Annotated in this window: 19 protein-coding genes; 8 read left to right on the forward strand and 11 right to left on the reverse strand. The window is 37.5% G+C overall.

Annotated elements, in window-relative coordinates:
• Positions 1-11: 11 nt before the first annotated feature.
• The 5 genes from LIS78_RS17445 to LIS78_RS17465 form a co-directional block, all read right to left on the reverse strand.
• A complete protein-coding gene (locus LIS78_RS17445; RefSeq protein ID WP_434092362.1) occupies positions 12-776 on the reverse strand; it encodes a TPM domain-containing protein in 765 nt (254 codons plus the stop codon).
• The gene (locus LIS78_RS17450) at positions 776-1,345 is read right to left on the reverse strand and encodes a LemA family protein (RefSeq protein ID WP_195782520.1); all 570 of its coding nucleotides are present in this window, start codon (positions 1,343-1,345) and stop codon (positions 776-778) included. The genes LIS78_RS17445 and LIS78_RS17450 overlap by 1 nt, the downstream gene beginning before the upstream one ends.
• A gap of 343 nt (positions 1,346-1,688) precedes the next feature.
• Positions 1,689-2,309, reverse strand: a complete 621-nt coding sequence (locus LIS78_RS17455; protein ID WP_209150235.1) for a polysaccharide deacetylase family protein — start codon at positions 2,307-2,309, stop codon at positions 1,689-1,691.
• A gap of 127 nt (positions 2,310-2,436) precedes the next feature.
• Positions 2,437-4,176: a glycosyltransferase family 2 protein gene (locus LIS78_RS17460; RefSeq protein WP_252284084.1), complete on the reverse strand. Its 1,740-nt coding sequence runs from the start codon at positions 4,174-4,176 to the stop codon at positions 2,437-2,439.
• Positions 4,177-4,391: 215 nt separating this feature from the next.
• Positions 4,392-4,634, reverse strand: a complete 243-nt coding sequence (locus LIS78_RS17465) for a spore germination protein (protein ID WP_013084095.1) — start codon at positions 4,632-4,634, stop codon at positions 4,392-4,394.
• A 220-nt stretch (positions 4,635-4,854) separates the two neighbouring features.
• Between LIS78_RS17465 and LIS78_RS17470 the strand changes: the two genes are divergently transcribed.
• From LIS78_RS17470 to LIS78_RS17480, 4 genes are all read left to right on the forward strand, one after another.
• Positions 4,855-5,172, forward strand: coding sequence for a winged helix-turn-helix transcriptional regulator (locus LIS78_RS17470; RefSeq protein WP_252284085.1), 318 nt, complete (start codon positions 4,855-4,857; stop codon positions 5,170-5,172).
• 40 nt (positions 5,173-5,212) lie between these two features.
• Complete coding sequence (locus LIS78_RS17475) at positions 5,213-5,848, forward strand: FMN-dependent NADH-azoreductase (protein ID WP_028414603.1); 636 nt, start codon at positions 5,213-5,215, stop codon at positions 5,846-5,848.
• A gap of 152 nt (positions 5,849-6,000) precedes the next feature.
• Positions 6,001-6,135, forward strand: a complete 135-nt coding sequence (locus LIS78_RS31460) for a hypothetical protein (protein ID WP_268241092.1) — start codon at positions 6,001-6,003, stop codon at positions 6,133-6,135.
• A gap of 511 nt (positions 6,136-6,646) precedes the next feature.
• A complete protein-coding gene (locus LIS78_RS17480; protein WP_195782519.1) occupies positions 6,647-7,282 on the forward strand; it encodes an FMN-dependent NADH-azoreductase in 636 nt (211 codons plus the stop codon).
• 61 nt (positions 7,283-7,343) lie between these two features.
• Here the strand turns inward: LIS78_RS17480 and LIS78_RS17485 are convergent, their stop codons facing one another.
• A complete protein-coding gene (locus LIS78_RS17485) occupies positions 7,344-7,883 on the reverse strand; it encodes a GNAT family N-acetyltransferase (RefSeq protein ID WP_252284086.1) in 540 nt (179 codons plus the stop codon).
• Positions 7,884-8,081: 198 nt separating this feature from the next.
• On the opposite strand from LIS78_RS17485, the gene LIS78_RS17490 reads away from it, so the two are divergent.
• The 3 genes from LIS78_RS17490 to LIS78_RS17500 all read left to right on the forward strand — a co-directional run bounded on the left by LIS78_RS17490 (position 8,082) and on the right by LIS78_RS17500 (position 9,523).
• Positions 8,082-8,291 carry a hypothetical protein gene (locus tag LIS78_RS17490; protein WP_195782517.1) on the forward strand — a complete coding sequence of 70 codons (210 nt, stop codon included), beginning with the start codon at positions 8,082-8,084 and terminating at the stop codon, positions 8,289-8,291.
• A 4-nt stretch (positions 8,292-8,295) separates the two neighbouring features.
• Complete coding sequence (locus LIS78_RS17495) at positions 8,296-8,796, forward strand: hypothetical protein (protein WP_209150239.1); 501 nt, start codon at positions 8,296-8,298, stop codon at positions 8,794-8,796.
• Between the two features lie 541 nt (positions 8,797-9,337).
• Entirely contained in the window at positions 9,338-9,523 is a 186-nt protein-coding gene (locus LIS78_RS17500; RefSeq protein WP_374726314.1) for a YjcZ family sporulation protein, read from the forward strand.
• Between the two features lie 69 nt (positions 9,524-9,592).
• Here the strand turns inward: LIS78_RS17500 and LIS78_RS17505 are convergent, their stop codons facing one another.
• The 5 genes from LIS78_RS17505 to LIS78_RS17525 all read right to left on the reverse strand — a co-directional run bounded on the left by LIS78_RS17505 (position 9,593) and on the right by LIS78_RS17525 (position 12,583).
• On the reverse strand, positions 9,593-10,570 hold the full coding sequence (locus LIS78_RS17505; protein WP_252284087.1) for a ring-cleaving dioxygenase: 978 nt from the start codon (positions 10,568-10,570) through the stop codon (positions 9,593-9,595).
• A gap of 211 nt (positions 10,571-10,781) precedes the next feature.
• The gene (locus tag LIS78_RS17510) at positions 10,782-11,405 is read right to left on the reverse strand and encodes an FMN-binding negative transcriptional regulator (RefSeq protein ID WP_252284088.1); all 624 of its coding nucleotides are present in this window, start codon (positions 11,403-11,405) and stop codon (positions 10,782-10,784) included.
• A 274-nt stretch (positions 11,406-11,679) separates the two neighbouring features.
• The gene (locus LIS78_RS17515; protein ID WP_195782513.1) at positions 11,680-12,057 is read right to left on the reverse strand and encodes a hypothetical protein; all 378 of its coding nucleotides are present in this window, start codon (positions 12,055-12,057) and stop codon (positions 11,680-11,682) included.
• 33 nt (positions 12,058-12,090) lie between these two features.
• Positions 12,091-12,255: a glycine zipper domain-containing protein gene (locus tag LIS78_RS17520; RefSeq protein WP_252284089.1), complete on the reverse strand. Its 165-nt coding sequence runs from the start codon at positions 12,253-12,255 to the stop codon at positions 12,091-12,093.
• Between the two features lie 103 nt (positions 12,256-12,358).
• Positions 12,359-12,583, reverse strand: a complete 225-nt coding sequence (locus LIS78_RS17525; protein ID WP_195782511.1) for a hypothetical protein — start codon at positions 12,581-12,583, stop codon at positions 12,359-12,361.
• Positions 12,584-12,853: 270 nt separating this feature from the next.
• Here LIS78_RS17525 and LIS78_RS17530 point away from each other — a divergent pair, with 270 nt between their 5' ends.
• Positions 12,854-13,420 (forward strand): CBO0543 family protein, encoded by a 567-nt coding sequence (locus tag LIS78_RS17530; protein WP_209150244.1) that lies wholly within the window; start codon positions 12,854-12,856, stop codon positions 13,418-13,420.
• Positions 13,421-13,515 lie beyond the last annotated feature (95 nt).

Raw genomic sequence — 13,515 nt, forward strand, 5'->3', positions numbered from 1 at the left:
GTGTTATTTTATTACCAGCCTCGGCTCGCTCCGCCGCCTCCAGAGCTTCCCCCTCCGCCTCCTCGAGGACCGCTGCCACCTCCGCCGCCTCTTCCTCCAAACATGACAAGGAAGTTTAGCAGAAATTGAGTGATTGCTCCTTTAAAAAAGACAAAGTCGAGGATAAGCAAGCCCACAATAACAGCTGCAATCAGTAGTGTTTGAAGTGTTGTAAAATGAACACCGCTATCGGAAGGCGGAGATGCTTTTGGCACTTTTTGTTCAAAATCTGTTCCTAAATCATACTCTTTCACCACTTGGTTATAAACAGCTTTGTATGTACTTTCTAGAGCCGTATCGTATTTTTCATTTTTCAAGTTAGGAATGGCATAAGAATCTAAAATTTTTCCAGACTTGATGTCGGTAATGGCTCCTTCTAGCCCGTATCCTACTTCAATCCGAATTTTTCGTTCCTTTTTAGCGAGCAAAATGAGAACGCCATTATTCAGCTTTTTATCACCAAGTTGGTACTTTCGAAAAGCTTCATTTGCATACTCTTCTACATCCGAATCACCTAATGAATTCACGGTAAGAATAGCGACTTGAGCTTTGGTTTCATCATCTAACTTTTTGCCCATTTGGTTTATATCAGCTTTTTCCTGATCATTTAACAGATGAGCAAAATCTTGAACGTAAATATCGCCTACCGGATTCGGAATATCAGGTGCAGCAAAAGCAACGCTTACCGTATTACATAAAAGAGACAATAACAAAGCAAACGAAGCTAAGAATTTCATCATTTACCGCTCCCAAAATCAACTTTCGGCGCTTCTTTCTCTTCATTTGTTACTTCAAAGTATGGCTTTTTGTCAAAGCCAAACGTACGCGCTAACATGTTTTTAGGAAATCGCTTAACGGATTTATTGTATTGTGTGACTTCATCGTTATAGTCTTTACGCGCTACAGCGAGTCGGTTTTCAGTTCCTTCTAAGCTATCCATTAAGCTTCTGAAGTTTTCATTAGCTTTTAAATCCGGGTACTTTTCAACCACTACAAGCAAACGGTTTAATGCGCCGCTTAATTGTTGATCAGCATCAGCTTTGTCCTCAGGAGTTTTCGCTCCCGCTAGCTGCGCTCTTGCCTGAGTTACTGAGTCAATTGCTTCCTGTTCATGCTTAGCGTAGCCTTTTACAGTTTCCACTAAGTTAGGAATTAAATCAGATCGTCTTTTTAATTGGTTATCTACTTGGGAAAATTTATTATCTACATTCTCCTCTGCGCTAACGAAGCTATTGTAAGAGCTCACTCCGTAAATCGCAACAACCACTAACACAATGATCGTAGCGATCAAACCTTTGTTTTTCAATGTACTACCTCTTTTCCTCATCAAAATAATTACTCTATTTACTAATACGAGCCATGGGCAAAAAAGATTCACTATTTACCAATTTTATTTATTTTGAACGTATGCTGTAGATAAAGCATCTTCTAACACCCACTCCCTCTATAAGATGAAATACTTTCATACTACTCTCATCGCAAACTTCTCATTTCTCAAACACTTTTCTCTATCTAGTCTTTCTATAATTTAGCACACGTAATCCTTGTCGATTTTATTCCGTTTCATAATATAAAAAAGGAATGGCTAAGAACCATTCCTTTTTTGGCTTTTTCCTCGCTAATAACCAATTTCACGAATAATTTTTGGCTTAAGACCATCCTTCGATCTTGTAGGCCACTTGCTGAAATTCAGGAACCGTTATAAAACGATAATCGTTCTTTATTAAATACTTAATAAGTTTCGGCAATGAAGTAACAATGTGATCCCTCGCTCCGCTGCCGTATCGATCCCCATCGTGCATGACAATAAGATTCTTTTCTTTTAGGTTTTTAATAGTATGTTGATAGATGGCCAATGGATCTTCTTCACGCCAATCCTGACTATCTACATTCCACAGAACAGACGTCATTCCCAATTCCTTAATAGCAGCAAGAGTTGTATCATTTATTGAACTGTAAGGTGGACGAAATAGCTTTGGAGAATAACCTATTATTTTCTCTATTTGAACATTTGTAGAAGTAATTTCTTTCCACAATTCACGCTTAGAAAGCGTTGTGATATTAGGATGACTCCACGTATGATTTCCGATTACGTGCTTTTCTCTATGAATACGTCGGATCAACTTTGGAAATTTTTCCACTTCTGAACCTACGACAAAAAATGTCGCACGTACATTATATCTTTTTAGAATTTTTAAAATAGCAGCCGTGTAAGCTGAGGGTCCATCATCAAACGTTAACGCAACATACTTTGGTGAATTTCGGTTCATGTTTTCTCCCCTTATATAAAATAGATATAGAAATAAACCCCTCAATTGATTTGCGTAAGTTGAGGGGTTTTACGACGAGACAATTTTCACGAGGTGATGTTATATCTTCTTCTGAATGTAATAACCACTAAAGGTAATAGATTTGTTCAAAAGAACTCGCCAAGTAGTCAAATCCGCGAGGACGCAGCGTTTCAAACTGCTGATGAATTTTTATTCTTTCCTCTGAGCCTCCAGGAAGATCGTAAAGTTTCGTCACAGGCTGTCCATTATTTAAATATTCAATAATTCTAAAAAGCATGACGCGAAAAGCATGTTTAAGTTCATTATATTCGTCAGGAAAACGTTCCTCCAGTTGGTTATATTCAACTAGTGTTTGATGCATATGCATAAACGGAAGCTCTTTCCATTCAAGAGATAGAATAAGAACGTCTATATTTGGATGTTTTTTCACAAAACGATAGTGATTACCCCATTGTTCTTTCACTTTCCGCTTAGATATCCCATGTTCTTGATGATAAGCAACTGTAGAGGGATCTAAAACAAACTGCACGCCATTTTTATACAATCGATATCCAAGTTCCCAGTCTTCTGCCCCGTAGCCGACAAAAGTCTCATCAAAATAGCCGGATTTCTTTAATTGCGCTTTTCTTACTGATACATTTCCACTTAAAAATGCAATATAAGGTAGCGTAAATCCCTCAAGTCGCTCTCCGAAATGTTTTAGCCCGCTGTTAAGGAAATAGCGATTAGGAAATGATAAACGCTGAAAACGGTTTGTATCAATATCTTCTTTTGTTACAAGAGGGCAAGGACCATTTGAATGCTGCTTCGTCTGCTCATAGTTTTCATACAATCTTCTATACTCAGCATCGTTATTTACTAGTTCTTTTAAATGAGCCATTTGATCTTCATTATAGTCTGGCATAATAAACGTGTAGACTCCCTCATAATGCATGGCTCCGGTAACCACAAGATTTGATTCGTGCATATGATGTTTATAATGATTTTCAATAAAAGAAGGAGGAGCTAGCATTTCTCCATCTAAAAAGATTAAAAGATCTCCTTCAGCATGATTAATTCCTATATTACGTACTGAGGAACGCCCTTTATTTTGTTTCATTTGAATATATTTAAATTTGAACGGGACATCCACTTCTTTTAAAATATCAGAAGTGTTATCAGAAGAAGCATCATCTACTAGAATGACTTCATACTCAGCGTGGGAAAACGTTTGTTTTGATAAACCGTAAAGTGAAAGAGAAGTTTGATGATATTTATTATAAGTGGGCATAATGATACTAACTTTAATAGGATGTTTGTGATTATTTTTTATGCTCATTTTATATAATGAATGGTCTGTTTGATCAACTTTACTCATTTTTTCATCTAATTTATTCATTTCATTCGCTGTTTCAGCTTTGTCATGGAATTTATTCATTTCATTCACTGTGTTAGCTCTGTCGTGGGGTTTATTCATTTCATTCACTGTGTTAGCTCTGTCGTGGGGTTTATTCATTTCATTCACTGTGTTAGCTCTGTCGTGGGATTTATTCGTTTCATTCGCTGTATTAGCTTTGTTGTGGGATTTATTCGTTTCATTCGCTGTATTAGCTTTGTCGTGGGATTTATTCGTTTCATTCGCTGTATTAGCTTTGTCGTGGGATTTATTCACTTTATTAGTTGCATCGTCTGACCTATTCCCTTTATTCCCTTTACGTGTTTTATCTTTTCTATCCTTTTTATCCTTTGACTTATTAAGTTTGTCTTTGAGCTTTTTTAAGGAATGTGGACTATTTTTTTTCTTTCTAATATAATACTTTCCATCTTCAGGGTTGTAGTAGTATTTATACGAGTCTATTTTAATCATCCTTTCTTTGTTTTTCTCCTATATACTATTCAATAAGTGACAAGGTGCTTGTATTATATATAAAAAGTTTTAGAAAAGGCGTATATAATAGATTCGCGAACTTTTGTAGGTCGTTCTATTTAATTAACAAAACATTCTCTTATCATAAATAAATGTCCTACTCACCAACATGAAAAAGCTGCTTACAACTTCATGTGTTATAAGCAGCCTCCCTTTTATAGCTGATTTCCATATACCCCATCAATATTCGCAACAGCCGTTTGATCAAATATATCTGCATCCATATTTGTGTTTTTCATTCGCGCACAAGCAGCTGAAATGTCTCCGTATGTTGAGTTGATTCCAACAGATTTAACATCTGCTGTGTGTCCGTTGTGAAGAACTTCTCCAAAATTCATCGATCCGTTTCTTGCCATACCATTAATTCTCGTGTTACAGATGTTAATAACTCCTGCCATGACCATACCACCTTTTCTTAAAATGAATTCGTACATCGTATGTTGTGACAAGCCTATGTGTGAAAAGTTTTTATAAAACCAAAAGCAAGGTACAAACATTAGTGAATTTATTCATTTCCCCCTGCTTCACCCAAAGTTTCCACATGTTTTTATGCTTTTTCTGTTACAATAAATGCATAAGTTATTTTTCATCCATATTGTTTGAAGGAGGATACGTAATATGGACGAACCAAAAGATATTCAACCTAAAGTAGAAAAAAGTTTCGAACTGATTGGCAAGAAGTGGACAGGATTAATCATTTATGTGCTTATGAGCGGTCCTAAACGCTTTAGTGAATTAAATGAAAGTATACCAACCTTAAGCAGAAGGCTTTTGACAGAACGGATTAAAGAGCTTGAAGACCACGGAATCGTTGTCCGAAATGTCATTCCGGACCGCCCTATTCGTTCTGAATATTCGCTGACTCAAAAAGGAACAGAGTTAGGTAAAATATTAGGACCGATTAGCCAGTGGGCAGAAAGCTGGGTCCAAGATTAGTTTTCGTTATTAAAATTACTCCATAGAAAGGATGAGCATCATGGCAAATGTTCTCTATATTACTGCACACCCTTTAGCTGAAGACGAATCGCTTAGCATGGCTGTAGGGAAAGAATTTATTGACGTGTATAAGCAAACACATCCAGAAGATGATGTGGTGCATTTAGATTTATATCAAGCAGATATTCCATACTTAGATGCAGACGTATTTAACGGATGGAAAAAGCTTCGTTCTCACTCCTCCATCCAGGATTTATCAACGGATGAACGATTAAAAGTGGGACGATTAGCCGAACTAGGCGGACAGTTCGTACTCGCTGACAAATATATTTTTGTTACGCCAATGTGGAATTTCTCTGTTCCTGCGATTATGAAAACGTACATTGATGCGATTACCGTGTCAGGTAAAACCTTTACATATACAAAAGAAGGCGCTCAGGGATTGCTTAAAGGAAAAAAAGCAATTCACATTCAATCCCGCGGAGACGTGTATTCAGAAGGCCCTGAAATGGCAAGAGAAATGGGCCACCGCTATTTAGAAATCATGATGGACTTCTTTGGAATCGAAGCGTTTGAAAGCATTATTATTGAAGGGCAAGTAAAATTCCCGGATCAAATTCCGCAAATTAAAGAAAAAGCACTCCAAAAAGCCCATTCAATGGCCAAGACGTTTTAAATTCAATAAGAAAAGAAAAAAGGCTGGGACAAAAGTATTTTAGTTGAAGGAAGATCCGAACAAGTTTGATTCTTAATCAAGAATCAAACTTGTTCGGATTTTTTCATGGTTATGGTTAATGTAGGTTTCATGTATGTAGTGGCTTCTAGCTGTTGATTGGAGGGGAAGGCGAAGACTCCTGCGGGAAAAGCGGAATAGGTGAGACCCCGCAGGAGCGTACGCGACGAGGAGGCTCAGCGGCCGCCCGCGGAAAGCGAAGTCTTGCACGGAAATCAGCAACGGTGTAAAGAGTGATTCATATTAGCTCATTTATTCTATTTGTTCGTCCATTGATTTAGTTCTGTCTCACTCTCTTTTCCTTTCCTCTTCCCTACATTATATTTCCCTTGAAATAATCCTCTCTTTCCGGCTCGTTTTACGCTAAAAATATATCTTAAATGAATGATTAAACGCTGTTATTTTTTGTTACTATTAATAACGCACGCAACAAAAATATATGATTTTTCTTTCTCGTTTTTTAATTATCTACCTTCAAAAAAGATTTTTCCTCTAAAAGAATAACGTTCAAAATCACCCTTCAAAACGAAACATCCCCTTGTCTTTAAAGGATTAAGCTATAAAACCCAAAAGCGTAATACTCTTAAAGACGTTCGTGAATATGATAAAACCAAATAAAAAACCTTTGACTAAATTTGTTACGTAAGTTACTATTAATAACGTAGTAGATGTTTTCGAACATATTATCTTTAATTCATGAAACAACATTTATATATTGAAGACGGAAAGGTGAAAAGAATTATGGCAAAAGTATTATATATTACAGCAAACCCTAACGATGCTACGCAATCATTCAGTATGGCTGCGGGAGACGCATTCATTAACGAGTATAAAGAAGTAAACCCAACGGATGAGGTTGTTCATGTTAATTTATATCAAGAACATATCCCTCACATCGACGGCGATGTATTCAGCGGATGGGGTAAACTTGGAAGCGGCGTAGAATTTGACGCGCTTACTTCTGAAGAACAGCGCAAAGTTGCTCGCTTAAACGAGTTAAGTGACCAATTTGCTCAAGCAGACAAATATGTATTTGTTACACCAATGTGGAACTTCTCATTCCCTCCAGTGATGAAAGCATACTTAGATGCTGTAGCAGTAGCTGGAAAATCATTTAAATATACAGCAGAAGGTTCTGTAGGTCTATTAACAGATAAAAAAGCGTATCATATTCAAGCAAACGGCGGTATCTACTCTCGCGGCCCTGCTGGTGAACTAGAAATGGGTCACCGCTATATGCGCATTATGATGAACTTCTTCGGGGTTCCTTCTATCGGAAGCCTATTTGTAGAAGGACAGGCTGCAATGCCAGATAAAGCACAAGAAATTAAAGAAGACGGCATTGCTCGCGCTAAAGAAGCTGCACGTACGTTCTAATAAAAAATGTAAGCATAAAAAAAGGAACATCTCCCCATGTTCCTTTTTTTTATGCTTACAATTATATCTTGGCTTCCCCGCGCAGTAGCGAATAAACATATGTATCAAACGGGATGCCGTTTTGGAACATGTACTCTCTTAGCGTCCCTTCCTTTTTAAATCCTAATTTGCTCAACAAGGCGATAGATCCACTATTTTGCGTAAATACAATCGCTCCTATGCGATTTAATTGAAGTTCGTTGAAGCCATAAACAATGGATTCATGAACGGCTTCTGTTGCGTATCCTTTGCTCCAATACTCCGGAAAAAGAGCATAACTTACGTTTGCTTTTTTATGCTCGAAAGACCACTCTTGAAACCCTATTGTTCCAATCAGCTTTTCTTTTCCTTTTAGCTGAATCCCCCATTTAATCAATTGCTTTTCTTGGTAGCCTTTAGAAAAATTCTTAATGATCTTTTTCACTTGGTTGATCGATTCTAAAGATTTTTGCCCGTAATAGCGCAGCACCTCTTCATCAGAAAAGCATTCTAAAATCTCACCCGCATCATCTTCTACAATTTTTCTTAATATCAGCCGTTTTGTCTCTAATTCCGGAAACATTTTCTTCCCTCTTTTCTGCCCAGCTCATCTATCTACGGTAAACCATACTATTCTCCTCTCAACTAGCAATATCCTGCTAAAACCTCACCCGGGAGGACTCATTTCCTATCCAAATAGTCGATTTACAGCGGAGATAATGGTATTTTATATAGTGGGCATAAGTTGCTTTTTATCAACACAGAGGCGGTGAACGCAGAAATGAACCAAGATAAAGAATTGCTGTCCACGATACACGCTCTTCAAAAAGAGCTGCAGCAAGAAAAAGAAAACCGTGCGTATATGCAAAAAGATATGGACGAACTAAGAAGCGCTTTATTACAATCAGAACAAGTAAAACAAAACTTAATTGATCAGCTAGACAAGAAAGTAGATTTAATTTTAACGTTGATTCAAAAAGGAGAAGCATAAAGTAATGGATTTTTTAAAAAACAGCAAAATAGTATACACCATTGTAGCACTTGTTATTGCCCTCATCGCTGTATTTACCAACAACTCGCCCATTTCCCTCATTCAGCAGCATGAAAATTCAAGCAGCACATCGGACACTACATCAAGCAACCAATGCTCTGCAGAGACTCAAAGCGACAGGTTATTTACCGGCAAAGAACTTGTCTTACAAGAAGGAAATGATAAATACGGATATTGCCACATTGTCGCGCATATGCAAAAACCAGGCGTTGACAATTACCAAGGTAAAAGCCAATTCAGCAAGTATTTAAATGAAAAACAAGCGATGTCTATTGCCGAAGAAGTCATCAACGAAGGTGAAGACGGCACCAATAATAAATCTGGCAATTACGTTAAAGAAAAGTATATTAGTTCTTTAAACCAAGAAGTTAGAGTTGTGTACACCGACTACAGAGGCAAAGACTACGACTACAGCGTAACGACCATGTATCCAATTGGTCATTAATAAGGATGAAGTGAAAAAAAGCAGGCGCATGCCTGCTTTTTTTTATTATACCTCTGCTTATTATCTACAACTCTTAAAGAAGCCTCTGCAACAATAAATTGATCGTTTGGTTGATACATAAAAAATGTAAAATCTTGCAGGCATTACAGTAGCATTTTTACTTCTTGGACATATTCTGAATATAAAAAAGAAACAGCTGCTTTAGTAATTAAAACGTTCATAATAATCGTTTCTAGAAGCATCGGTTATATACTAAAAAGATTGAATAACTTTCCCTTCCGAAACAATTTAAACAGTCACAAGCCGCGCGAAGCTTTAACATGAAACCATCGTAAAACTCATTACTTCATTTCCATTCACCATAAAATATAGTCAATCAACCATAATTGGGCTGTGAATAAGCTTCACATAAGGGCCTTGGAACATATGAATAGTTTATCAAAGCTTTATAAAAGTTTTATACACGAAGGGAAGATATGAAATGCATGATAATGTAAACGCACCGTTTAGTTCTCACGAGAATATACCGTTCTCACCTGCTATGTCTCACGGCTATACAGCTCCTTCTTATGGGCATATGATTCCAGATTGTGGATATATAACTCCTGACTATGGATATGGGGTTCCCCACCACAGAGGTAATGGTTTTGCCATTATCATCGTACTGTTTATTTTACTCATTATTATTGGTGCATGTGGTTTCGGTTTCCATCACGATGATTGTTAATCTAAAAAACTCCAGTATAACTACTGGAGTTTTTTAATGTCTTAATAGTCAACAATCAATTTGGAAATCCTATAGCGTGTCATCCAAATCTAGCGGTCTCAGCTTCGCTTCAATTGCTTTGCGCTTCGGCTCTAAAAACGGCGGCAGGGCTAATGTTTTACCCATCGTTTCAAGCGGTTCATCGGTCGCAAATCCAGGTGTGTCCGTTGATAATTCAAATAAAATGCCGTTTGGTTCTCTGAAATAAAGTGCTTTGAAATAGTATCGTTCTACTTTACCGGAATTCGGCAGACTGTTTTCATTTAATCGACTTGCCCACTTATTGTATTCTTCTTCATTTGGCACGCGGAATGCAACGTGATGAACGCCACCGCGCCCTAAGCGAACTTTCGGCAAATCGGGTCTCGTTTCAATATGGACTTCGGCTCCGCTTCCGCCTTCACCTGTTGCATAAACCAAAATATCTCCATGATCTCCTGCAAGAGATGGATAAGAACTCACGTAGCGAAATCCCATGATGTTTGTCAGTACGTCAACAGTTGGGTCTGCCGTTCCCACGGTTAGTGTGACCGGTCCTAAGCCGATAATCGCATGTTCTAACGGAATGTCTTCGCGCTTCCACGGCACGCCTGCTCTTACCCCTTTTTCACCGTTGTCCGCGACAAGAAGCAAACGTGTACCTTCATAATCTTTAAATGCTAACGTATCACGATTAGCTCGTTTAGCTATTTCTTCATATTCCACTCCGTACTGCTCGAAGCGCTCTTTCCAAAAGTGTAAAGAATCCGTACTTTTAACGCGAAGCGACACAGTCGAAATGTCAGATGCACCTTGATTCGTTCTGGCAAGCCCCGGAATATCAAAAAACGTTACTTCCGTTCCTGGCGTCCCTTCTCCATCTGCATAAAACAAGTGGTAAGACTGAGTGTTATCTTGATTCACCGTTTTTTTTACTAAACGCATGCCTAAAACTTTAGTGAAAAACTGATAGTTTTTCTCAGCTTTTCCCGTCAAAATAGATACATGATGCAACCCTAACAATTCCATCTGCTCCGCCTCTTTTCATAATATATAAATTTTTAAACTTCCGCTGAAATTATCTTTAATTTAATTATCTTTAATTAAAGATAATTTTAAAGGATGTACAGCCTGTTTGTCAATAACAAGAAAATGTTGTGAACATAAAAAAGAAACTAAACACATAGTTAGTTTCTTTTTATCTTCCCTTTAACAAACTGCTGATCTTTTCCAACAGCCCTTACTTCTTAAGCACGCGCTGCACATTTTGCTTCATCAGCTCCGCAATTTTCGTTTCATTTTCACGAGACGTCTGCTCTAACTTTTCTATAACTAACTGCTGTCTTTCTACTGAATGATTTTGACTTATCTTTTGTTTGCCTTCCATTTTGCTGATGTCGATTTTAAACCCAATGATTCCTTTGCTTAAACCATTCATATAAGCAGGATCAACGTCATTTAGTGTATATGTACTGCTCGGGCTTTCATATTTCTCCACCATCTTACTCAGCAGCCCAAGCAGTTCAGTTGGGTCTTCAATCATTTTCATGGTTCCATACACGTGAACAGCTTCATAATTCCATGTTGGTACAGCTTGATTCGTTTCATACCAAGACGGTGAAATATAACAGTGAGGCCCTTGAAATACAACCAAAATTTCTTGATTTTCAGCATCTTTCCACTGTTGATTCGGACGAGCAAAATGTCCGTATAAAGCTTTTTCTTTCCAGTTTAACATCAGGGGCAAATGAGTAGCATAAGGCTTTTCATTATGATACGAAAACAAAGTGGCGAATCCATTGTCTTCAATAAAATCATACATTATTTGTTCATCATTCACTTTAAAATACTTTGGAATATACATCGGCGCTTCTCCTTTATCTCTTATTTAGTAAAAGATATAATACTATACGTGTTTGCAACAGCGTCAGTTATGAACTTTTTATGGAGGTCAGCGAACATTTAACCATTTATGAATCGATTTTTTATGAAGTTTATGCTACACTGCTGTGATGTAAACCGCTGCTTTTTTATATGTATTTATTTAGCACATGATGTAATTAGATACCTGTTGGTTAAATAAAGCTTCAGGAACTCAAAAAAAGAAGAGCTTGTTTAAAACAGCTCCTTTCTCACGTTTATCTATACAATTGAGGATTTCTTTCTCGTTTGATAGGTCCGCCTTTGGCTATATGCCACTCAATGACGCGGTCCGTCAAACGATCGTATACGTCGTCTTCTAAATACGGATCTTCTGCCGAAGTGAGCAAGGTGTGAACATCGGCTTTTATTTCGGCTAAAATAGCTGCGCTGAATACGGCCGGGTCATTTAATACGTCTAGTATATATAACACTAGCATCTCAAATCTGCCGTCCCAATTGGCATTTCCGTTGCCTTGAGCTTCACAGCGAAGCTTTTCAATGGCTCGGATGACCTCTCCTTCTACGATATCCGACTGCCCATTTCTCGGGACATAGTTTAACCATAGTTCTTTTGCTTCGTCAAAATATTTCATTCTGCACTCCTTCTTTCAGAATTTTATTCCTTTTTATTTCTTTGATTCATTTCCGTTCCAAAAAGCAACTCCTAAGGACGTTCCGATCGCAATACCGAACCCAATATTATCCGTCAGCATCCCAAGAGAAGCCCCCATCGCAACGCCCAGACCTAACCCCATTCCTAGATAATCAGTCTTTTTCTTTTCTTCAGACAAAAAACCACTCCTTTTTTCTACTATTTTATTGATACCTTTTATACGTAAAAACTGCGCTAAAAGTTTCATAAAAATGGAAAAAAGCAGTCGCTGTAACTGCTTTTTAAATGATGAGCTGATAAACGGCAACTCCAAGTAGCCAAATCGATGAAAGCATCAAGACAATCCCGAATACATATAGCCACTTACGCACAAATCGTTCAAACGATACGCCAAAGCGTCCTTTAGCTATCCAATACATGGGGATAAGAAGACCTTTAATCCGAACCCGCTTCATTGATTCATCGGATAATGACCGAGATAAAGAAAGAATAATTAAACCAACCATAGTAAAAAAACCGCTATCACTATGTCTAAAATATGACTATTCATACGCTCCCTGCTTTTTCTTTTTTCATAGCTACTATTTTAGCATAGCGGAAAGCCGAGGAGTGCCTATAGAAGAATGAAATACTACATACTTTACACTTAATGTACCAAACGCATAATTTCTCCTCAGAAAGTTACGAATATCTTAATAGGAAAAGGTATCCAGACCTTAAGAAAAGGGCATTTTAAAAATAAAAAAACTTTTCTTACTGAAAAAGGATGGATCACGTTGACAACCAATCAAAAGGAATATCTTGAAAAAATAAACGACCTACAGGAAAAGCTAGCCAAAACGTGGACTGAATACTGGCATCACTACTCCAGTCCAGGCTCTTGGCAGTTTTGGGCTACGTTGGCCGCTTTTATTTTACCTTTAGTTATTCTCTATTTTTTAATTGACCGAAAAAAAGCGTTTCATTTAGGATTTTATGGATTTAACGTGCACGTTTGGTTTCATTATATTGATACCGCTGGCGTTTATAACGGGCTATGGACGTATCCTTATCAAATGAATACCGTTATACCCGTAAGCTTTAGCCTAGATGCTTCGCTTATTCCCGTGACTTTTATGCTGCTTTATCAATGGACAATCAATCATCATAAAAATTACTATTTATATGCAGCTGGTCTTTGTCTTTTTCTCGCTTTTATTTTTAAACCACTGTTAGAAATGCTAGGCTTTTTTCAACTGCATGAATGGGCTACTTACGGCCATTTATTCTTGTTTTATCTCATTGTGATGCTGCTATCGAAATGGATTACCAATCTGTTTCTTTATTTTGAAAAACAGAATTGAATAGGGTAAGTGCAATCCAAAAAACGTAAGGCTCTTCAAAAAGACCTTACGTTTTTTATAATTGTTTTATTTACTAGTTGCCTGCTTTCTCAGAG

Origin of the sequence: Priestia megaterium (assembly GCF_023824195.1) — a bacterium.
Classification (GTDB): Bacteria; Bacillota; Bacilli; order Bacillales; family Bacillaceae_H; genus Priestia; species Priestia megaterium_D.

What these genes read in the sequence shown, in the direction of transcription:
- LIS78_RS17445 (WP_434092362.1), bottom strand. Translation starts at nt 776, where the DNA reads ATGAAATTCTTAGCTTCGTTTGCTTTGTTATTGTCTCTTTTATGTAAT.
- LIS78_RS17455 (WP_209150235.1), bottom strand. Translation starts at nt 2,309, where the DNA reads ATGAACCGAAATTCACCAAAGTATGTTGCGTTAACGTTTGATGATGGA.
- LIS78_RS17460 (WP_252284084.1), bottom strand. Translation starts at nt 4,176, where the DNA reads ATGATTAAAATAGACTCGTATAAATACTACTACAACCCTGAAGATGGA.
- LIS78_RS17465 (WP_013084095.1), bottom strand. Translation starts at nt 4,634, where the DNA reads ATGGCAGGAGTTATTAACATCTGTAACACGAGAATTAATGGTATGGCA.
- LIS78_RS17470 (WP_252284085.1), top strand. Translation starts at nt 4,855, where the DNA reads ATGGACGAACCAAAAGATATTCAACCTAAAGTAGAAAAAAGTTTCGAA.
- LIS78_RS17475 (WP_028414603.1), top strand. Translation starts at nt 5,213, where the DNA reads ATGGCAAATGTTCTCTATATTACTGCACACCCTTTAGCTGAAGACGAA.
- LIS78_RS17480 (WP_195782519.1), top strand. Translation starts at nt 6,647, where the DNA reads ATGGCAAAAGTATTATATATTACAGCAAACCCTAACGATGCTACGCAA.
- LIS78_RS17485 (WP_252284086.1), bottom strand. Translation starts at nt 7,883, where the DNA reads ATGTTTCCGGAATTAGAGACAAAACGGCTGATATTAAGAAAAATTGTA.
- LIS78_RS17490 (WP_195782517.1), top strand. Translation starts at nt 8,082, where the DNA reads ATGAACCAAGATAAAGAATTGCTGTCCACGATACACGCTCTTCAAAAA.
- LIS78_RS17495 (WP_209150239.1), top strand. Translation starts at nt 8,296, where the DNA reads ATGGATTTTTTAAAAAACAGCAAAATAGTATACACCATTGTAGCACTT.
- LIS78_RS17500 (WP_374726314.1), top strand. Translation starts at nt 9,338, where the DNA reads ATGTCTCACGGCTATACAGCTCCTTCTTATGGGCATATGATTCCAGAT.
- LIS78_RS17505 (WP_252284087.1), bottom strand. Translation starts at nt 10,570, where the DNA reads ATGGAATTGTTAGGGTTGCATCATGTATCTATTTTGACGGGAAAAGCT.
- LIS78_RS17510 (WP_252284088.1), bottom strand. Translation starts at nt 11,405, where the DNA reads ATGTATATTCCAAAGTATTTTAAAGTGAATGATGAACAAATAATGTAT.
- LIS78_RS17515 (WP_195782513.1), bottom strand. Translation starts at nt 12,057, where the DNA reads ATGAAATATTTTGACGAAGCAAAAGAACTATGGTTAAACTATGTCCCG.
- LIS78_RS17525 (WP_195782511.1), bottom strand. Translation starts at nt 12,583, where the DNA reads ATGGTTGGTTTAATTATTCTTTCTTTATCTCGGTCATTATCCGATGAA.